This is a genomic window from Kitasatospora sp. NPDC059160 (genome assembly GCF_042755465.1).
GTDB lineage: Bacteria > Actinomycetota > Actinomycetes > Streptomycetales > Streptomycetaceae > Kitasatospora.
Window position 1 is genome coordinate 1 of the sequence record NZ_JBHZCN010000076.1, and the last position, 19,036, is coordinate 19,036.

A 19,036-nucleotide genomic window follows, 5' to 3' on the forward strand; every position below is an offset into this window, starting at 1 on the left:
TGGCTGATGCGTCACAGCGGGCTCCGCCCGGGAGGGCCCGGAACGCGGCGCGGGGCCCGCCGGGGGGGCCCGCGGGGGGCGCGGGGGGCGGGGGCCCCCCCCGGGGCCCCGGCCCCACCCGGTGCCGGACGGACCTACCGCCCGGGCTCCCGGGCGGTCAGCCGGCCGCGGACGGCGGCGTGGACCTCGGCCTCCTCGGCCGGGTCGGCGGCGAGCCTGCGCAGTCGCTCCAGCACACGCGCGTCGCCGGTGGTGGCGACATGGCGCGCGGCGAGCTCGCGGGTGGACTCCTCGCAGTCCCAGAGGCACTCGACGGCGGGCCCCTCGGGGAAGCGCACATCGGTCACGGCGAGCGCCCGGGCGGCGCGGCCGCGCAGTTCGGAGGAGGCGGCCTCCCCGTAGACGTGGCGCAGGACCGGGACGGCGTCGGCGGCGGCCAGCCGCCCCGCACCGTCGACCAGGGACCCGAGCCCGGTACCGCTGACCCCGTGCACGGAGATCCAGCGGCGCAGACCGGCGACCACCAGCGGGGCGTCGGCCGGCTCGCCCGCGTCGGCGAGCAGGCGCACGGCGGTCTCGCCCAGCGCGCTGTCGGCGCCCCCGCTGGCCGGGTCGGCCCAGCGGCGGGCCTGCGCCAGCACCTCGGGGCCGCGCATCCGGCCGAGCAGCTCCAACGCGGCCCGGACGATCCGGTCGTCCACGTCAGCTGCGGCGGCCTCGATCAGTTCGAGGGCGGCCCCGTCGCGCTGGTCGACCAGGTAGCGCAGGGCGGCCCGCCGGGCGCCGGGCAGGCCGTCCCGGGCGGCCTCCAGCAGGAGCGGACGGTCCTCGGGGCGGACCACGGCGGTCAGACAGCGGGCGGCCGCGGCGGCCCGGCGGTCCACCGCGTCGGGGCCGGAGCGGTCCTCGTCGGTGCGCACGGGCTCGGGGCGGCTCAGGAAGGCACCGGCGCCGAGATCGCCCAGCTGGCCCTGGTCGGCCCAGGCCAGGACGTCGGCGGTGGACCAGCCCGGGGTGACGCCACCGCGGTTGAGCTGGCGCTGCCAGAGGTCGAAGGGCGACTGCTCGGCGGCGGCGGCCACTCTCGGGTGGTAGGCCGCCCAGAGCCGCCAGGGCCTGGGTTCGTAGGCGTTGCGGATGAAGTCGCGCAGCTCGGCGTCGCCCTCCGGGCCCGGCGGGAACCGGTCCAGCACGGCCGTCCCGAGCAGCAGCAGGCCCCGGTCGTCGTCGCGCAGGGCGAGTTCGTCGAGGGCCCAGGCCCAGTTGGCGCCCGTGGCGGCGTACTCGCGCAGCATCAGCAGCGCGTCGCGCCGGCCGTAGGCGGCGAGGTGGCCCAGGACGGAGAGGGCGAGGCCGGTGCGGCTCTCGTCGTCGCTGACGAGGTCCTCGGCGGAGTGGAGGTGGTCCTCGATGCCCTCGAGGGAGGCCTCCAGCTCCATGTAGAGGCGTGCGTAGTAGAGGGAGCGGCTCTCGACCTGCCAGTCGGCCCGCGGATCCCTGGTGACGCATTCCTCCAGCGCGGCGATGGCCTCGGCACGGTCGGCGGCCAGCGCATGGAGCTGCCCGTCACCACGGCCTCGTTGCAGGAGGCCAAGGAGGCTGGCGCTAGGTGCTATCACTGGCTCGAACATGAGGTCAGCATCCGTTGCGGCGGTCGTAGTGGCAACGGGATTTCCGTCGCCGGGGTCTCTGGTCGGTACTGCGGTGGGCGCCCGGGCGCCGGAATCACCGAAGGTTACCGCCTCGGACCCCCTTCCGCACACAGGGCGACGAAGGCCGCTGCCACAGTGGCATATGCCAGGGGAACTTTGCCTGCGTTCTGTCCAAATCGCCCACACCGCCCGGAACGCTGTGCGACAGTCTTCTCACCACCACGACACCCCGCACACGGGGGGACACACCGAGCGATGGACCCGTCATGAACATGTCCTCAGGCACCGCCCGCCCGCCGGACACCGCCACGGTGGTGGACGGCGCCCGGGCGGGCGCGGACGGCAACGCCGACGACGGCTCCGACAGCGGAACGGACGGCAGAGTGGACGGCACGGCGCAGGAGCCGTCCGGGCCCCACCTCGGCGGCGGCCCCGGCGAGGACCGGCCCGTCGGCTCGGCCGAGTGGGACCTGCTGACCGACGGAGTCCGCTGGGACCAGGCGACCTACCTCCTCCTCGGCTGCGACCCTGGCCGCGGCCCGCTCAGCCTGGACCGGCTGCCCGACCGCCTCCCCGAGGCGGACCGGCCGCTGCTGCGGCGGATGATGACCGACGCCCTGGTGCACGGCCGTCCGGCCGCCGGCACCCTGCGGATCCGACGCCCCGGCGGACGGCACGACCACGTCGAGTGCGCGGGCGAGCCCGTGCTCGACGCCGACGGCACCGTCACCGCGCTGCGGATGCTGCTCCGGCCGGCCCCGCCGACCTGAACCCCGGGCCTTCCCGGCCGGGCCTCTCCCGCTCGCGCCCTGCCCGCTCGCGCCCTGCCCGCTCGCGCCCTGCCCGCTCGCGCCCTGCCCGACCGGCCCCGTGCCGCTCCGACCCCGGACCGGCCGCCCGTCTCACGACGGCCGCGGCCGGTTCTTCGCGTCCGCCGCCCGCAGCTCCCGCCCGAGCTGCGCCCGCAGCTCGTCCACCACCGGCAGCCCCCGGTACCGGGCGGTCAGCCGGTACATCTCCCGCAGCCGGTCCCAGGTCCGGTGCGAGGAGTTCTGGCCGATCAGGTTCATCACCATCTTGGCCTGGAACTCCGCCGCGTCCGGCTCCCCGGTGATCCAGTGCACCGAGGCCAGGGTGATCCGGTCGAACAGCGCCGACCGCAGCTGCCCGGTGCCCTCCCGCAGGGTGATCACCCGCTCCGCGTGCCGCCGGGCCCGCGGGGCCGCCGCCGGGTCGTGCTCGGCCAGGGTGCGCAGCACCAGCGCCTGCATGCCGCGCAGCTCGGCCTCGTCGAAGACCTGCATCCAGGTCGGCGGCGGCTCCGGCGCGTCCTCGGTGAAGAGGTCCTCCGCCTCGCCGAGCAGCCGGTAGGTGTCCTGGGAGTGCCCGATCGAGGCGTGCGCCCAGGCCTCGACGGTGTTGAACATCGCCCGCGCTCTGGGCAGCAGCAGGCCGCCGCCCGCCTTGGCCGCCGACATCAGTTCGATCGCGTCGTCGGCCCGGCCGAGGTGCACCATCTGCCGGGCCGCCCGGGAGATCGCCTCGCCGGCCCGCGGCCGGTCACCGGCCTCCTTGGCGGCCTCGGCCGCCATCATGAAGTACTTCTGGGCGGTGGGCTCCAGGCCCACGTCGTGCGACATCCAGCCGGCCAGCACCGCCAGGTTGGCCGCGACCAGCCACAACCGCTGCTCCACCACCGGGGCGTGCCGGTGCGTCAACAGGCCGCCGACCTCGTTGAGCTGGCCGACCACCGCCTTGCGCTGGAGCCCGCCGCCGCGCGCGGCGTCCCAGGCCCGGAACACCTGCACCGAGCGCTCCAGCGACTCCACCTCGTCGAGCCCGACCGGGCCCGCGTCGTACACGTCGACCACCGGGCGCGCGCCGCCCCCGGTGACCACCTGGCGCGGGCCCGGCAGGGAGGCCGCGTACGCGACCGCGTCCCCGCCCAGCCAGCCCTTGAGGGAGTCGGCGACGACCGCCCCGGCCGTGAGCGCGGCTCCGGCGCCCACCAATCCACGTCGGTTCAGCATGAGGTCCATTCCCGTGAACTCGGTGAGGACCGCGGCTGTTCGATCCGGCGACCACGGGACTGCTGCGGACGGCTCCGCTCCGGACCTGGTGGGCCGGTGTCGTTCCAGACCGAGGTCCTCAGTGGTGACGACACGTCCGAGCCGCTCCGTGAACACGGCCGCCAGCACCCTCGGCACCGGATCGCGCGGGATCTCCCCCTGCTCGATCCACCGCCGTACCCTCGACGTGTCGGTGGACAGCTGCTGCTGACCCATCGCGGCACCCCGACGGTTGACCAGCCGGGCCAGTTCGCCCTTGGACCATCCGGTCAGGACGAACAGATCGGCGAGTCGGGTGTTGGGTTCCCTGCTCAAATGAAGCCCCCAGGTTCCTCGGCACCTCCGAGGCTAGAGGCTCCGGCAAGTGCCAGGCGAGCATTCGCCACCGTTCGCCAGGGCCCGCCAGACTACTAAGCCAGTGCCCGACGGGTGTGTTGTAGGGATGCGCCACCTCGCCCCTCGGGTCGGGCGGCGTCCCACCAGCGTCGGGGCAGTCCCCCGACCGTGGCACGGGACGCTCCCGGTCCTCACCCGAGGGGGTGGCGCGGCCGGGTGGCGCGGGGGCGCCGGGCACGGCCGCGGCAGTCCGGCCGACCGCATTCCCCAGGGTGCGGACGACCGGGACGCCGTCGAACAGGGGTTCCTGACCCCTCGTCCGTGCCCGGCGCCCGCGCACCACCCACCGAAGCAGGGCCGCCGTCACGCCAGGAAGCACGCGGCACCAGCCCTCCCCCGCCCCGCGGGGCGAACCCGCAGACGGACCGGAAGGGACCACCCTCAGCCCATGTACTCCTCAGCGACGACCCCCACGCCGACCGCGAGCCGCACCGCGCTGCGCCCCCCCACCGCAGCCACCGGCCGTCCGGGGCCCCGGCAGGTGCCCCCGGCGAGCCGTCCGGTGGCCCCGCGGGGCACCGAGGGCCGGGCCGCGGACGCCCGCGTCCCGGTCGGCCGCACGGCGCTGGGACTGCGCACCCCCGAGGCCGCCCCCCCGGCCGGCCACCGCCTCCCGCTGGCCCGGCAGGCCGACGGCCAGGTGCTGCGCACCCGGCGCCCCGGCCAGCCGCTCGGGCCCGAGCGGATCGACCCGGCGGCGCTGCAGACCCCGTCGGTGCGGGCCGCGCTGGGGAGCATCGCGCGGATATGTCCGGCGTTCACCCCGCGCCAGGTCCTGCGCGAGGGCAGCCGCCACATCCTGGTGGCGGGCACCATCGGGCGGGCACCGGTGGTCGCCAAGTGCCTGGCGCCGCAGGCGGTGCGGAGTGAGTACTTCGAGCAGCTGGTGGCCGACTTCCACCACGAGGTCGCGGTCTACCGGGCGTTCGTCCGGCACCGCCCGCCGGTGCGGCTGCCCCGGCTGGTCGCGGCCGACCACGACCGGTGCGTGCTGGTCATGGAGCGGATCCCCGGCCGCCCGGCCGCCCGGGAGCGCCACCCGGTCAACGCGCCCACCCCGGGCGAGGTCCGCGCGCTGCTCGGCGCGGTCCGGACGCTGAACCTCTGGCGGCCGCCGAGCGACGTGTTCCAGCCGCGCCTGGACTACCAGTTGGAGATCGCCCGCTACCACTCGGTGGGCCAGCTCACCGACCGGGACGCCGGCGACCTGCGCGGCCTGCTGCACGGCCTGGGCAACACCCCGCTGCAGCTGTGCCACGGCGACGCGCTGCTCAGCAACATGCTGCTGGCGCCGTCCGGGCCGGTGCTGGTCGACTGGGAGCAGGCCGGCTGGTACCTGCCGGGCTACGACCTGGCGGTGCTCTGGGGCGTGCTCTCCGGCGACACCGCCGCCCGCCGCCAGATCAGCCAACTCGCCCAGAGCGGCGGCACCATGGCCCGGGACGCGTTCCTGGTCAACCTGGTGCTGGTGCTGATGCGGGAGATCCGGCTGTACGACGTGCCGGGCGCCGGCGAGGAGCAGCGGATCATGATCCGCCGGCTCTACGACGACGCCGCGCTGGCCCGCCGCGCGGTCCGGGCGGCGGTCGGTACCCGCTGACCACCTCCGCCGACCCCCCGCCCCCCGTCACCGGCCCTGGCGCACGGCGCCCCGGCCGGTGACGCTATGCCCGGCCGCCCTGCTGCGCCAGGGCGGCCCGGCCGGCGGCGTCCAGCACCGCCTCCTCGGGCGCCAGGTGCACCCGGCTGCTGAGCACGTCCCGCAGGTAGCGCTCCAGCGGGTGACGCCGGCTCAGTCCCGGGTTGCCGGTGAGCGCGACGGCCTGCTGGACGGCCGCGGTGGCGGCCCGGGTGGCCAGCAGGTGGGCCGGTCCGGTCCGGGCCACCGCGTCCGCCTCGCCCCGGTCCACCCGGGGGGCAAGGCCGTGCAGCAGTTCCTCGGCGCCGATCAGCTGGGCGTCGATCTCGCCGAGCCCGGCGCGGTAGCGCGGCAGGGTGCCGAGCGGCTCGGTGAGATTGGCCGGAGTCCGCTGGTTCAGGAAGCGGACCAGCCAGGCCTCGGCGGCCCGGGCGACCCCGACCGCCACCGCGGCGAGGGCCAGGTCGTGCCAGGCGCGGGCGAGTTCGGCCTCCTGCGCGTCCTCCCGGCCGGGCGTGCGCAGCCCGAGCCCGAGTTCGAGCGGGACCCGCACCGCGTCGAGGACGACGTCGTGGCTGGCGCTGGCCCGCAGGCCGAGCTGGTCCCAGGTGGGGTCGATCTCCAGGCCCTCGCTCTCCCCGCGGACCAGGAAGGTGCCGACCCGCGGCTCGGGTTCGTCGGTCCGCGCGGTGACGGCCATCCAGGCGAGTGCCTCGGCGCCGGTGCAGTACGTCTTGCGGCCGGTCAGCAGCCAGCCCTCGTCGTCCCGTCGGGCCACCGTCCCGAGCGGCTCGTCCGGCCGGCCGCCGGGCTCCGCCCGCAGCGTGTTGACCAGCGCGGGCCCTCGCCGGGACTCGGTCAGCAGCCGCCGGTAGCCGGCCGCCGGCCAGCTCGCGCGGCGGGCCTGCTCGGCGTGCTGGAGCAGGGTGAAGGCGGTGACCACGGCCACCGAGGCGTCCCCGCGGCCGAGTTGGGCCAGCACCCGGACGGTGTCGGCGAGCGTCCCGCCCGGTCCGCCGTACCGCTGGGAGACCGTCAGGGTGAGCAGCCCGGCCTCGTGGACCGCCTCGATGCCCTGGTACGGGAAGGTCGCGTCGCGGTCGTGCTCCTCGGCGCGGGCGGCGAGCAGGTCGACCACCCGGGGCAGGCCGGCCAGCGCGGCCTCGACCGCCGAGCGGTCGGGCTCGGCGGTGGCGGCGGTCGCGGTGGGAGGGGTGGCAGCGGCGGGAGCGGGCGGGACGGGTGCCGCGGGCGCCGCGGGGCGGGAGGGCCGGGCGGGGGACGCCGGGCGCGCGGGCGGGGCGGAAGGGGCGGGATGGCCGGAATCCGACGAATCGGTTCGGGGACGATCGTTCGGTGAACGATCGTTGGCGGCGATGGTCGTCATGGGGCTGGTGCCTCCGGGCGGCAGCATGGGCTCAGCGGGTGCGGACGGCACGCCGTACGGGCGCGCGAACGGGCCGGCGGCCCCGGAGGCCGGCCCGCGGCCCGCCCCCCGGTCTCGGCGCCGACCCGGTCCGGTCGGCCACCCGCCGCCACGGGGGCGAGATCCCCCCTCAGCGGCCCGGACACACCGCGCCGGCAGTCCGGCACAGGTCCAGATGCCTGCGACGGGTCAACAGCGGGAGACGGCACGGCATGTTCGCGACTGTACGAACCGGTGATCGATACCGTCAAGCAGCGTCCGAGCCCTGACCGGGCCCCGACCGGGCCGCGGGCGGGCACGGTCGGCCGTGCCGGAATCGGCCCCGCCGGAATCAGCCCTGCTGGAACATGTCGGCCGGCAGCGGCTTCAACAGCTGATACAGGTCGTCCGAAATCGGTCGGTCCCACGACGCGATGGTGACGAGCACCCCGTCGCTGCGGCCGAACTGGGCGCAGAACACGCGCTCCTCGCTGACCTTGACCTTCTTCACGATCAGCAGGTCGTCCCCGAGCATCACCGGGAAGTCCTCGGCCGAGGCGAACTCGACCGGCTCGTCGTTCTCCAGCGCCGCGAGCAGCTGCCGCACCTCGAAGGGCACCTCGTCGCCGGTGTCCCGGGCGGGCGAACCCTCGGGGAGGTTGCCGATGAACATCGCCGGGCCTCTGCCGCCGAACAGGTCGTAGCGCAGGAAAATCCCCTGGCAGGAGCCGTCCGGGCCGGTCATCATGGCCGCACCGAAGTCACCGGGCCAGTCACCCGGGTCCATCGCGAGCACGTCGAAGTCCGGGCCGGCGGGCTGTCCGGAGCGACGGCGGAGAAAAGACATGGGAACATCGTACGTGTCCGGCACACCACACTCGCGAGGCGGGTGGGACGCCGACGGGGGGCGGGCGGGAGGTCGACGCTCAGAGACCAATGTTGACTCTGAGCAACCGTCCGGGCTACGTTCGGTTCAGCACGACAGCCGTTCTGGGTTTCACCCTCCGGGGGGACGGCATGTCGCAACGCGGCCCTACACGCGTATCCCTCACTGTGCACTCGTCGTGCCGAACTGCCGAGCACCCAGCTTCGTCGTCGCACACAGCACGAACACACAAGCCAACAGTTCCACTGCAGTTCCGTGCAACAAGAGCCAGATCCGCGGGGCCCCGGCCCGTCGCTCCCGTGGATCTGCTCGGGACGCCGCCGCGTGGGGGCGTGCGGGTCCCGAGCAAACGGTGCCGTCCGTCGAGTCGCTCTCGGCGGTGGTGCCAGCCTCCCGGCGACTGCCGGCCCCTCGTGGGCCGGGACCGGCCGACGCACCCCGGTGCGCAGGGGATGACTGGGAGGTATGGCCTGGCAGTGCTGCCGGGCCGCAACAGCAGGCGCCGTGTCTGGCCGCGTGGGGGCGGTGGGCACGGCGTCTGCCTGTGCTCATACTCTGAGCTGCGTTTGTCTAACAGTCAACAGAAATTCTGACGGGGCACGCTCAAAAGATCATCAGTTGTGATGTTCGGTACCGGAATCAGCGACCCACCCGACCCGCCCGCCCCGGACGCACCGACGGAGCGGACCCGGACGCCGCACTTCTCCCTGCAGCTCGGACCGCTCCGCGGGTGCGCCCGGACGGCGCGGACGATCAGGTGAGGTCGAACTCGCCGTCCCGGGCGCCGAGCACGAAGGCCCGCCACTCGGCCGGGGTGAAGACCAGGACCGGCCCGTCCTCCTGACGGCCGTCCCGCATCCCGATGTACCCGTCCACGAACGCGATCTGGACGTCCCCGACGCCCTGGCTGCTGCACAGCCACTCGGCCCCGGTGAAGTCCACCTTCGGCTTCCCGTTCCGCGCGAGCTCCGGCTCGGCGCCGACCGTCCCGGTGCTCGCCCCGGTGTCCGTACCGCTGTTGACTGCCACTGACCGATCTCCTCCCGACGGCATTCCAGCGCCAGCCTAACCACAGCCACCGGCCCCGGTCAGCGGGTTGGCGAGGTCACCCCCACGTCTGCGCCACGCCTCGGCCGGGTCTCCTGCCATGCCTCGACCGCGTGTTCTGCCGCGCCTCCGCCGCGCGGGGCCGGTGGATCGGCGAAGGGCCCGCGGAGGAGCGGTCGGGGCCCGGTGGGGCGTGTCCCGCCGGACCGGGCCGCGGGCAGCTGCCAGAGTGCTGCCAGGGCGCGTACGGTCCCGCCCGCGCCCCGTTTCACCACCCCAACCTCCACCTCGCCCCAGGGAGCAGCCGATGAGCCGCCGGGACGGCACCCGCGCCGACGTCATCCCCATCTCCGACGCTCCCTCGGCCCACCCGCCGGCCCCCCGCACCCCGCCCTCGCCCACCCCGCTGCCCCGCCCCACCCCGGCGCGGACGGCCGCGCACGGCCGGGTCGGGATCGTCCTGGTCTCGCACAGCCAGGAACTGGCCACCGCCGTACGCTCCCTGGCACTCGCGCTGACCGGATCCGACTCCCCCGCGCCGGTCGCCGCGACGGGCGGCGACCCGGCGGACGGACCGGGCATCAGCGCGGTCCTGGTGGCCGCCGCCACCCGGCGGGTCGACCAGGGCCACGGCGTGGTGGTGCTCGCCGACCTGGGCGGAGCCGTCACCACCGTGCGGGCCCTGCTCTCGGACGCCGACGAGCACGGCCTGCCGTTCCCGGTCCGCTTCGCGAACGCGCCGTTCGTGGAGGGCGCGGTGGCCGCCACCGCGACCGCCACGGCGGGCGGGGACCTGGCCGCGGTGCTCGACGCCGCGGAGGAGGCCTACCGGCAGCACAAAGGCTGAGATCCGTAGGGTGGGCTGAGAGCCGCCACCGGGACGGAGCGCCGCCGGGCCCGCTACGGGCGCTCCCGGCCCTCCCAGGTGAAGACCGCCGGGCCTTGGCACTCCAGCGCGTGGCGCAGCCGGTCGTGCTCGAAGTCGAGCATCGGCGGCAGCTCGTCCAGCCCGAACCAGCCCACCTCCAGCGACTCGTCGTCGTTCACCCGGGCCTCGCCGCCGACGGCCCGGCAGCGGAAGGTCAGCACCAGGTACTGGGTCACGTCACCGTTCGGGTAGTGGACCGGAGGGGTGACCGTGGTCGAGGCGAGCAGCTCGGGCACGACCTCCACGCCGGTCTCCTCCAGGCACTCGCGCACCACGCCGTCGGCGGGCTGCTCGCCGGGATCGAGGATGCCGCCGACCGACGCCCACCGGCCGTCGTCGGCCCGGCGGGCGAGCAGCACCTGCCCCCGGTCGTCCACGACGACGGCGGCGACGGCGCTCAGCCAGAGCGGACGGTGGCCCACGAGGGAGCGGAGTTCGAGGAGGAAGGGAGGGATCGCCATGCGACGCAGCCTATCCAGCCCGCCGCTCGGGCCTCCGGCCGTCACCGCCACCAGCTGCTCGGGGCGGTCGGGGCCGCGGGAACGCATTCACCGGAGAGGGGGGAAGGGGGTGTCGCCCGGAATTGCGGGAGAAGGGGGTGCGGGATTGTCCGATGAGATGAAATTCGGTCGTTCTGACCAAATTCGCTCTATCTGTTAATACATCTGTTGAAAAGTTGATCGGCTCACGCCGGACCATCCGATCGGACGTCCGACGGAGTGACCCCGAGGGCTCCGGTCAGAGCGCGGCACCCCGCCGCCGGACCACCCCGAAGGCGATCCGGCCGAGCAGCAGGACCCCCGCCGCCAAGCAGCCGGCCACCGCCATCGCCCACGCCGGACCGTCACTGTCCGGAACGATCACGGCCACCACGATGCCCAGCACGAGACAGGCCACACCCGCCGCCGTCAGCGGAATCCGGTGGGTGACCAGGGCTCCGCCGCTGCACGCGCGGTTCCAACGGGTCGCGCCGTGCAGGTGGAAGTGATCACGGTCCGCATCTGCCATGAGCCCAAGGTACCCCGGGCGGGCCCCCGAGGCAGCCCGCAGGGAGTGAGGGTCCGGACACCCTGCGCGAGCAGCCCCGCGGGGGTGCCCCTGGCCTGGTCACGCGTGTACGGGCTCCACAATCAGTCCACGAAAAATCCTCGTCCCCCCGGTACAACCATCCGTCCGGTGCAGCGGTCTCAATGGCATCGAGTGATCCAGGAGCCGTTCACGGGACGGGCGAGAAACCCCCACCGAGAACCGGAATACCCAGGGAGCGGAGCCGCCGCCCCCTGGAGCCGGAGGCCGGGCTCCGTCCTCCGGCGGTACCGCCACGCCGCTCGGCGACCAAGGGGGAACCGTTGCCGCAGACCCAGTCCACCCCATCGACCGCCACTGCACGCGCCAGGCCCCGGCCCGGCCTGCGCCCCCTCCCACCCACCACCGGCTGCGCGTCCGACCACCACGGCGCCGGCCGACCCCGACCGGCCGTCGAGACCAAGCGCCTCGACGCGGGTCGACTCGAAACGGTGCGGATCGACCCGACCCTGCTCGACCCGACCCGGCTCGCCGCCAGACGCCTCGACACCCAACACCTGGAGACGAAGCAGGCAGACGCACAGCACACCGCGAAGGAACAGCAGGACGCACGGGGCGAATGGCTGCGGTTCGCCCCCGTACAACCGCTGTTCCGGGCCCGGGCCGCCCAGCGCCTCGCCGTCCTCGCCTACCACGGGGTGACCGACCACCGCTCCTTCGGCGCCCAGCTCGACCGGCTCCGACGGCTCGCCACCCCCGTCTCACTGGAGGCCGTCCTCCAGGCCGTCACGGAGCGGCGGCCGCTGCCGCCGCGCAGCGTCCTGGTCACCTTCGACGACGCCGACCGGAGCGTCCTCACCCACGCCCTGCCCGCCCTCGACGCCCGTGGCATCCCCGCCACCGCCTTCGTCATCTCCGAACTCATCGGCACCGAACGCCCCTTCTGGTGGCACGAGGCCGACTTCCTCGCCCGCCACGGCGGCCGCGCCCGCTCACTCGACTGCGGCCACCCCTCCCAGCTGCTCCCCCGGCTCAAGGCCATGCCCGACCCGGACCGGCGCCGCAGCCTGCACGAACTACGGGTCAGTGCCGACCGCCGGCCGCCCCGCCAGGAACAGCTCACCCCGGCCGACCTGCTCGCCCTGCGGGACGGCGGGGTCGCCATCGGCAACCACACCCAGGGGCACCCGTGCCTCGGCCGCTGCGACGACGCCACCGTCCGCGCCGAGATCACCGGCGCCCACGAAGCCCTGACCCACTGGCTCGGCGAACCCCCCACCGCCTTCGCCTACCCCGACGGCGGCCACGACCCCCGTGCCGAAACCGTCCTGCAGGAGCTCGGCTACCGGCTCGGCTTCCTCTCCGACCACCGCCTCGGCCCCCGGCTCCCCTCCCACCCGCTCCAGATCAGCCGCCTCCAGGTCGACTCCACCACCAGCATCCGCCGCTTCGACACCATCCTCTCCGGCCTCGAACCCGCCTACCGCCGCTGGCGCCGCCAAGAGGTGGCCTGACCGGCGACACCGCCGCGCGGGAGGTCGACCCGGGCGACTCCCCGCGCGGCGCGGCGCGGGGCTCCGGGACGCACCCCGCCCTGCCTCCCAGGCAGGCTCCCTGCCCGAACGGCACCACCCCACGCACCGGAAGTCGGCCAGGCCGACTTGCTACGCCAGGAGGAAGGGTCTCTGCCCGCCCTGACTCCTCGAGGTCGGGCCCTCCTCCCCATGAGAAGTCGGCCAGGCCGACCTTCCGTGGGGCACGCGATCGTGGGGGGCTTGGCGCCTTGGAGCACGGGACCGCACCAGTATTCGCCCCGGCCCCCTCACCGGCAGGCCCTGACGCAAGAGAAGTCGGCCCGACCGACTTCCTGTACGGGGTGCCGATGGGCGGCGCAGCAACGGATCGGATCGAGACATGCCGGGCGCCGGCGGGATGGAATTGCCACCCCGACACTCGGATTCGGGCCAGGGCGCTGCGGAGCGGGAAGTCGGACGGGCCGACTTTCCGTGCGCGGGAGCGCCGCAGGGGCCGCGCGGGGGTGGGTCACCGGGTGCGGTCCCCGGGGCGCTGGGGTCAGGCGGGGACCGGGGTGAGGGTGAGGCCCTGGGGGTAGAGGGTGGCGGCGGGGGGGAGGGTGGCGGGGGCGCCGGCGTGGAGGACGGTGAGGGTGCCGCTGCCGATGCGGGTGGGGTCGGCGACGCGGCGGAGGGCCTGGGCGGCGACGGCCTCGGCGGAGCCGTGGAGGATCAGGCCCGGGGCGGCGGTGGGGGCGACGGCCGCGCGGATGCGGTCGGCCACCAGTTCGTAGTGGGTGCAGCCGAGCACCACCACGTCGGTGCCCTCCGGGGTGCGGGCGGCCGCGTCGGCGACGGCCGCGGTGATGGCGGCGTCGTCGCCGTGCTCGACCGCGTCCGCCAGGCCGGGGCAGGCGACCTCGGTGACCTCGGCGGTGCCGCCGAAGTCACGGATCAGCCCGCGCTGGTAGGCGCTGCCGGTGGTGGCGGGGGTGGCCCAGATCGCGACCCGGCCGCCGAGGGCGGCGGCGGGCTTGATCGCCGGGACGGTGCCGATGACGGGCAGTCCGGGTTCGAGTTCGGCGCGCAGCGTGTCGAGGGCGTGGACCGAGGCCGTGTTGCAGGCGATCACCAGGGCGTCGGGGCCGAGGGCGGCCGCGGCCCGGCAGCAGCCGAGGGCCAGCTCGGTGACCTCTTCGGGCGTGCGGGGCCCCCACGGCATCGAGGCCGGGTTGGAGGACAGCACCAGGTCGGCGTCCGGGCGCAGCTCCCGGATCGCGGCGGCGGCGGCCAGCAGGCCGATTCCGGAGTCCATCAGTGCGATCTTCACGAGGCAAGACTTTAGTCGATCCACCCCTCGCCGCCGGTTCTGCGGCAGACTGCCGGGGTGACCGTGCTGCTGTGGATCGCCGCGTTCTCCCTGCTGGTCTGGCTCTGGCTGGCGTGCTGCCACGGTTCGTTCTGGCGCACCGACGTCCGGCTGCCGCCGCGCCGTCCGCCGGCCCGCTGGCCGGAGGCGGCGATCGTGGTGCCGGCCCGGGACGAGGCGGCCGTGCTGCCGGTGAGCCTGCCGACGCTGCTGGCGCAGAAGTACCCGGGTCGGGCGCGGGTGATCCTGGTGGACGACCACAGTTCGGACGGCACCGGCGCGGTGGCGGCGGAGCTGCGGACGCTGGACGGACTGGAGCTGACGGTCACCACCCCTCCCCCGCTGCCCGAGGGCTGGACGGGCAAGCTGTGGGCGCTGCGGCACGGGGTGGAGCTGGCCGGCCCGGACGTCCAGTACCTGCTGCTGACGGACGCGGACATCGCGCACGGCCCGGACTCGCTGGCCGAGCTGGTGGCCGCGGCCGAGTCGAACGGGCTGGACCTGGTGTCGCAGATGGCCCGGCTGCGGGTGGAGACCGGCTGGGAGCGGCTGGTCGTGCCGGCCTTCGTGTACTTCTTCGCCCAGCTGTACCCCTTTCGCCGGAGCAACCGCCCGGGTGCGCGGACGGCGGCCGCGGCGGGCGGCTGTTCGCTGGTGCGGCGGGAGGCGCTGGAGCGGGCGGGCGGGGTGGCGGGCATCCGGGGCGCGGTGATCGACGACGTCTCGCTGGCCCGGTCGGTGAAGTCCTCGGGCGGGCGCACCTGGCTGGGCCTGGCCGAGGAGGTGGACAGCGTCCGCCCGTACCCGCGGCTGGAGCAGTTGTGGCGGATGGTGTCGCGCAGCGCGTACGCCCAGTTGCGGCACTCGCCGCTGTTGCTGCTGGGGACGGTGCTGGGGCTGGCGCTGGTGTACCTGGTGCCGCCGGTGGCGCTGGTGGCCGGGCTGGTGGCGGGGGCGCCGTGGGTGGCGGCGGCGGGCGGGGCGGCCTGGGCGTTGATGGCGGGCACCTATCTGCCGATGGTCCGGTACTACGGGCAGCCGGCCGTGGCCGTGCTGCTGCTGCCGTTCACCGCTTCGCTGTACCTGCTGATGACGGTGGACTCGGCGGTGCAGCACTGGCGCGGCCGGGGCGCGGCCTGGAAGGGCCGGACGTACTCCGGGAGGTGAGCCGCGGAGGTGAGCACAGAGGCGATTCCCGAGGCGATCCCCGAGGCGGAAAAGGGCGGCGCGGCGGGCCGGTCGGGGCCCATACTGCTCGGATGGACCGTCAGCGGATCTCCCGGCTCGCCCATGCCCACCGCCCGATCGCGGCGCCCCTGTCGGACGGCTCGGTGTCCCGGCTGCTGGAGCGCGCGCTGGGCGGGCAGGACAGCGGCCGGGTGCTGGACCTCGGCTGCGGGGAGGGCGCCTGGCTGCTGCGGGCGCTGGCCGCGCGGCCGGGCTGGCGGGCGGTGGGGGTGGACGTGGACGCCGCGGCGCTGACCCGGGCGAGGGAGGCGGCGACGGCGCTCGGCGTGGTGCGCCGGATCGGCCTGCACCACCGGGACGCCCGGGAGTTCACCGACCGCGAGCCCTTCGACCTGGTGCTGTGCGTGGGCTCCACCCACGCCTTCGACGGACTGCTGCCCACGCTCGCGGCGGCCCGCGAACTGCTCGCTCCCGGTGGGCGGTTGCTGGTCGGCGAGGGGTTCTGGGAGCGGGAGCCGTCCCGGGCCGCGCTGGACGGACTGGGCGCCGTCCCGGAGGACTTCGCGGACCTCGCGACGACCACCGACCGGGTGCTCGCGGCGGGTTGGACACCGGTGTACGGGCACGTCAGCTCGGTGCGCGAGTGGGACGACTACGAGTTCTCCTGGACGGGTTCGCTGGCCGAGTGGGCACTGGATCACCCGGAGGACCCGGACGCGGCGGCCGCCCGCGAGGCCGCGGACGCGCACCGCACCGGATGGCTGCACGGCTACCGGGGGACGCTAGGCTTCGTCAGCTACCTGCTGCGCCGGGACTGAACTCCCCCGCCGAAGGGGCTACTTCTGCGTCCGGGCGAGGAAGTCGTCGATCAGCGGGGCGATTTCGGGCAGCTTCTCCTCCAGGGCGAAGTGCCCGGTGTCCAGGACGTGCAGTTCGGCCCCGGGCAGGTCGCGCAGGTAGGCGCGGGCGCCGGCCTCGATGAAGAACGGGTCGTTGCGCCCCCAGATCACCAGCGTGGGCGGCTGCTCGGCGCGCAGCCAGGCCTGCCAGGCCGGGTAGAGCTCGACGTTGGAGAAGTAGTCGAGGGCGAGCTCGACCTGGATGTCCTTGCGGCCGGGCAGGTCGAGGAAGTGCTGGTCGAGGGTCCAGCCGTCGGGGGCGACCAGGCTCGGGTCGGTGGTGCCGCCCTCGTACTGGCTGCGGGTGACGTCCAGGGTGAGGATCGAGCGGGCGGCCTCCTCGGCGCCGGGGACGCCGCGCCGGTTGGCGATGAACCCCTTTGCCTGGTCGGAGAGTCCCTCCTCGTAGGCGTTGCCGTTCTGGACCACCAGGCCGGTGATCCACTCCGGTCGGCGGGTGGCCAGCCGCAGGCCGACGGGGGCGCCGAAGTCGAAGACGTAGAGCGCGAAGCGGTCCAGGCCGAGGGCGAGGCAGAAGCGCTCGATGACGTCGGCGAGGGTGTCGAAGCGGTACGGGAAGGTCTCCGGCGAGGGGCTGTCGCTGTGACCGAAGCCGGGGTAGTCGGGGGCTATCAGGCGGTAGCGGGTGCCGAGCGCGTCGAGCAGCCGGGCGTACTGGTGGGAGGCGGAGGGGAAGCCGTGCAGCAGCAGGAGGACGGGGGCGTCGGCCGGGCCGGTTTCGCGGTAGAAGACGCGCAGACCGTCGAGGTCGACGTGGCGGTGGTGGACCTGGGGGATCGTCAGCTCGCTCATGCTAACCATTAAAGCGCATCTAAACGGTTAGGCATAGGCCTGTGCGGGAGCGAGCTGACCAGAAGTCACCCGCCGATCGGGGTCCGGTGGCTCTTCACCTGCTCCTGCTGCACCAGGTAGTCGAGCACCTCGGGCATCGCCTCGACGCCGCCGGCCTTGGTCGGCGAGGTCCGGTACTCGCCCTGGACGACCACCGTCGGGAGCTCGTTGATGCCGTAACGGACGAACTGGGCGGCCGCGTCGTCCACCGACCGCCCCACCTCGGCGGAGCGGTAGGCCGTACGGAAGCGCTGGGCGTCGACGCCGTGGCGCACCGCCCAGTCGGTGGCGGCGGCCTCGGTGGTGAGGTCGGCGTGGTCGGTGTGGATCGAGCGGAACGCGCTGACCTGGAGCCGGTCGACCAGCCCGAGGCGCTCCACGGTGTAGTACAGCCGGGCGTGGGCGCGCTGCACGCCCTCGTCCGAACCGCCCGGCCAGATCGCCGGGACCCGGCGGAGCGCGACGTCGGAGCGGTGCTTCTCGGCCCAGGCCTCCAGCGGCTGCTCCAGCGCCTGGGAGTGGCCGCAGTCGTACCAGAAGAACTCGACCGCCTCGGTGCGGGTGTCCTCGCGCACCGGCTGCGGGTGGTCGAGCTTGACGAACTGCGCTCCCTCGGAGGGGGATCGGTGGGCCACCGCACCGGCCTGGACGGGCGACACGGCGATCCCGGCGGCGATGGCGAGCAGGACGGCGGACCGCAGCAGCGACTTCGAGTTCACACCGGGCAGTGTGGTGCCGACGCCCCGTTACCGGCGAGTCGGTACGGGGCGGCGGGCCCGGATTCGCCCGAACGGCGTAGCCGGGCCGCGGCTCAGCTCGGCGGGCCGCCCGCCCACACCTCGGCGACCAGCCGCTGCCAGTCGTCCACCACCGCGCCCAGTTCGAAGTGCTCCAGCGCGTGCGCCCGGGCGGCCGCGCCGAGGCCCGCACGGTTGCAGGCCAGCACCTTGGCCAGCGCCTCGGCCAGCGCGAGCGGGTCCCCGGGGGCGACCAGCGCTCCGGTGGCACCGTCCCGGACCACCTCGCGCACCCAGCCGACGTCGGTGGCCACGGCGGGCACCCCGGCCAGCGCCGCCTCGATCAGCGCCCCGGGCACTCCCTCGCTGTCGCTGGTGAGCAGCAGTGCGTCCGCGGCCCGGTAGAGCGGGGCCGGGTCGGGCAGCGGGCCGAGGAAGTGGGCGCGGGCGGCGGCCGGGTGGCGCGCCAGGGCCTCCAGCAGCGGGCCGTCCCCGGCGACGGCCATCCGGACGTCGGGCAGCCGGTCGAGCACGTCGAGGGCGAGGTCGAGCCGCTTCTCGGGAGCTATCGCACCGATCCAGGCGACCAGCAGGACGTCGGCGGGCAGGCCCAGGGCGTGCCGGGCGGCACGCCGGTCGTCACGGCCGTCGGCGGGCGGATAGCTCTCGGCCGCACGGGAGTTGGGGATCACCCGGACCTTGCCGCCGGGCAGTTCGAACTGTCCCTCCAGCACCTCGCGCGCCTCGTCGGTGAGCGTGGTGACGGCCGCGGCACGGTGCATCAGGGCGCCCCCGCGCAGTCTGCGCAGCCGGTTGGCGGTCCAGTAGCGGGGGTGGCCGACCGAGACGTAGACGAAGGGGGTGGGGGTGCCGGCCAGGGCGAGGGCGCAGGCGGCCAGGGTGTCGGAGCCGTGGGCGAGCACCACGTCGGCGGCGCGGGCGGCGGAGCGCAGCGCCCACAGGGTGCTCGGGCGCAGGCGGCCGGGGCCGAGCACGGCGGCGGCGCGCGGCCGGGCGGTGTCGGGGCAGCCCTCGCCGCAGGTCCCCGGGACGACCGTCCCCGCGGTGCACACCCCGGCCGCGCCCGGCCGGGCGGGTGGTACGGCCGGGTGCGGGGCGAGCGCGCACAGCGCGGAGGCCTGGCCCCGGCGGCGCAGTTCCCGGTGGAGGTCACGGGCGAAGTTCTGGGCGCCGCCACGGCGTTCGTCGCTGATCAGGTGCAGGACGCGCGGGCGGGCTCCGGCCGAATCGGCCGCCGTAGGGTCGGGCATGGACCGACCTTGGCACAGCGCCCGGCGCGGTACAGCCCCTTCGCGCAACCTGGTGGTGGCCCGTGCGCCCGCGCCCGTACACCCGGTGTGCGCTGAGGACCCGCCGTCGTGCGCCGGTTGCGACCGCCGTGCGCCCCGCCTCGCCCCCCGCCGCTCCG

At 75.1% G+C, this 19,036-nt stretch carries 18 protein-coding genes; 6 read left to right on the forward strand and 12 right to left on the reverse strand.

Annotation, left to right across the window (positions count from 1 at the left end; genetic code table 11):
• Positions 1–134: 134 nt before the first annotated feature.
• Positions 135–1,631, reverse strand: coding sequence for a HEAT repeat domain-containing protein (locus tag ACFXOZ_RS28570; protein ID WP_380593206.1), 1,497 nt, complete (start codon positions 1,629–1,631; stop codon positions 135–137).
• 287 nt (positions 1,632–1,918) lie between these two features.
• Here ACFXOZ_RS28570 and ACFXOZ_RS28575 point away from each other — a divergent pair, with 287 nt between their 5' ends.
• A complete protein-coding gene (locus ACFXOZ_RS28575; protein WP_380593207.1) occupies positions 1,919–2,422 on the forward strand; it encodes a PAS domain-containing protein in 504 nt (167 codons plus the stop codon).
• A 132-nt stretch (positions 2,423–2,554) separates the two neighbouring features.
• Here ACFXOZ_RS28575 and ACFXOZ_RS28580 read toward each other — a convergent pair whose 3' ends face one another.
• A complete protein-coding gene (locus tag ACFXOZ_RS28580) occupies positions 2,555–4,036 on the reverse strand; it encodes a hypothetical protein (RefSeq protein ID WP_375892337.1) in 1,482 nt (493 codons plus the stop codon).
• A 469-nt stretch (positions 4,037–4,505) separates the two neighbouring features.
• Here ACFXOZ_RS28580 and ACFXOZ_RS28585 point away from each other — a divergent pair, with 469 nt between their 5' ends.
• Entirely contained in the window at positions 4,506–5,717 is a 1,212-nt protein-coding gene (locus tag ACFXOZ_RS28585) for a phosphotransferase (protein WP_375892338.1), read from the forward strand.
• A gap of 64 nt (positions 5,718–5,781) precedes the next feature.
• Here ACFXOZ_RS28585 and ACFXOZ_RS28590 read toward each other — a convergent pair whose 3' ends face one another.
• The 4 genes from ACFXOZ_RS28590 to ACFXOZ_RS28605 all read right to left on the reverse strand — a co-directional run bounded on the left by ACFXOZ_RS28590 (position 5,782) and on the right by ACFXOZ_RS28605 (position 8,989).
• Positions 5,782–7,143, reverse strand: a complete 1,362-nt coding sequence (locus ACFXOZ_RS28590) for an acyl-CoA dehydrogenase family protein (protein ID WP_380593208.1) — start codon at positions 7,141–7,143, stop codon at positions 5,782–5,784.
• A 169-nt stretch (positions 7,144–7,312) separates the two neighbouring features.
• Positions 7,313–7,396, reverse strand: coding sequence for a putative leader peptide (locus ACFXOZ_RS28595; RefSeq protein ID WP_375892426.1), 84 nt, complete (start codon positions 7,394–7,396; stop codon positions 7,313–7,315).
• A 117-nt stretch (positions 7,397–7,513) separates the two neighbouring features.
• Positions 7,514–8,008, reverse strand: a complete 495-nt coding sequence (locus ACFXOZ_RS28600) for a hypothetical protein (protein WP_375892343.1) — start codon at positions 8,006–8,008, stop codon at positions 7,514–7,516.
• Between the two features lie 792 nt (positions 8,009–8,800).
• The gene (locus ACFXOZ_RS28605; RefSeq protein ID WP_360243590.1) at positions 8,801–8,989 is read right to left on the reverse strand and encodes a DUF397 domain-containing protein; all 189 of its coding nucleotides are present in this window, start codon (positions 8,987–8,989) and stop codon (positions 8,801–8,803) included.
• Positions 8,990–9,401: 412 nt separating this feature from the next.
• Here ACFXOZ_RS28605 and ACFXOZ_RS28610 point away from each other — a divergent pair, with 412 nt between their 5' ends.
• Positions 9,402–9,941, forward strand: a complete 540-nt coding sequence (locus ACFXOZ_RS28610) for a PTS-dependent dihydroxyacetone kinase phosphotransferase subunit DhaM (protein ID WP_380525620.1) — start codon at positions 9,402–9,404, stop codon at positions 9,939–9,941.
• A gap of 53 nt (positions 9,942–9,994) precedes the next feature.
• Here ACFXOZ_RS28610 and ACFXOZ_RS28615 read toward each other — a convergent pair whose 3' ends face one another.
• Both ACFXOZ_RS28615 and ACFXOZ_RS28620 read right to left on the reverse strand, forming a co-directional pair.
• The gene (locus tag ACFXOZ_RS28615) at positions 9,995–10,483 is read right to left on the reverse strand and encodes an NUDIX domain-containing protein (RefSeq protein ID WP_380593209.1); all 489 of its coding nucleotides are present in this window, start codon (positions 10,481–10,483) and stop codon (positions 9,995–9,997) included.
• Between the two features lie 277 nt (positions 10,484–10,760).
• On the reverse strand, positions 10,761–11,030 hold the full coding sequence (locus ACFXOZ_RS28620) for a hypothetical protein (RefSeq protein ID WP_375892349.1): 270 nt from the start codon (positions 11,028–11,030) through the stop codon (positions 10,761–10,763).
• A 341-nt stretch (positions 11,031–11,371) separates the two neighbouring features.
• Here ACFXOZ_RS28620 and ACFXOZ_RS28625 point away from each other — a divergent pair, with 341 nt between their 5' ends.
• A complete protein-coding gene (locus ACFXOZ_RS28625; RefSeq protein WP_380525618.1) occupies positions 11,372–12,562 on the forward strand; it encodes a polysaccharide deacetylase family protein in 1,191 nt (396 codons plus the stop codon).
• 559 nt (positions 12,563–13,121) lie between these two features.
• On the opposite strand, the gene ACFXOZ_RS28630 is transcribed toward ACFXOZ_RS28625, so the two are convergent.
• Entirely contained in the window at positions 13,122–13,892 is a 771-nt protein-coding gene (locus ACFXOZ_RS28630) for a glutamate racemase (RefSeq protein ID WP_380525617.1), read from the reverse strand.
• 57 nt (positions 13,893–13,949) lie between these two features.
• On the opposite strand from ACFXOZ_RS28630, the gene ACFXOZ_RS28635 reads away from it, so the two are divergent.
• Entirely contained in the window at positions 13,950–15,098 is a 1,149-nt protein-coding gene (locus ACFXOZ_RS28635) for a glycosyltransferase (RefSeq protein WP_380525616.1), read from the forward strand.
• Between the two features lie 92 nt (positions 15,099–15,190).
• Positions 15,191–15,937, forward strand: coding sequence for an SAM-dependent methyltransferase (locus tag ACFXOZ_RS28640; RefSeq protein WP_380593210.1), 747 nt, complete (start codon positions 15,191–15,193; stop codon positions 15,935–15,937).
• Between the two features lie 18 nt (positions 15,938–15,955).
• Here the strand turns inward: ACFXOZ_RS28640 and ACFXOZ_RS28645 are convergent, their stop codons facing one another.
• The 3 genes from ACFXOZ_RS28645 to ACFXOZ_RS28655 form a co-directional block, all read right to left on the reverse strand.
• On the reverse strand, positions 15,956–16,831 hold the full coding sequence (locus tag ACFXOZ_RS28645; RefSeq protein WP_380403432.1) for an alpha/beta fold hydrolase: 876 nt from the start codon (positions 16,829–16,831) through the stop codon (positions 15,956–15,958).
• A 65-nt stretch (positions 16,832–16,896) separates the two neighbouring features.
• Complete coding sequence (locus ACFXOZ_RS28650) at positions 16,897–17,589, reverse strand: thiol:disulfide interchange protein DsbA/DsbL (RefSeq protein ID WP_380593211.1); 693 nt, start codon at positions 17,587–17,589, stop codon at positions 16,897–16,899.
• A 92-nt stretch (positions 17,590–17,681) separates the two neighbouring features.
• Positions 17,682–18,878, reverse strand: coding sequence for a glycosyltransferase family 4 protein (locus ACFXOZ_RS28655; protein WP_375892362.1), 1,197 nt, complete (start codon positions 18,876–18,878; stop codon positions 17,682–17,684).
• Positions 18,879–19,036: the final 158 nt, after the last annotated feature.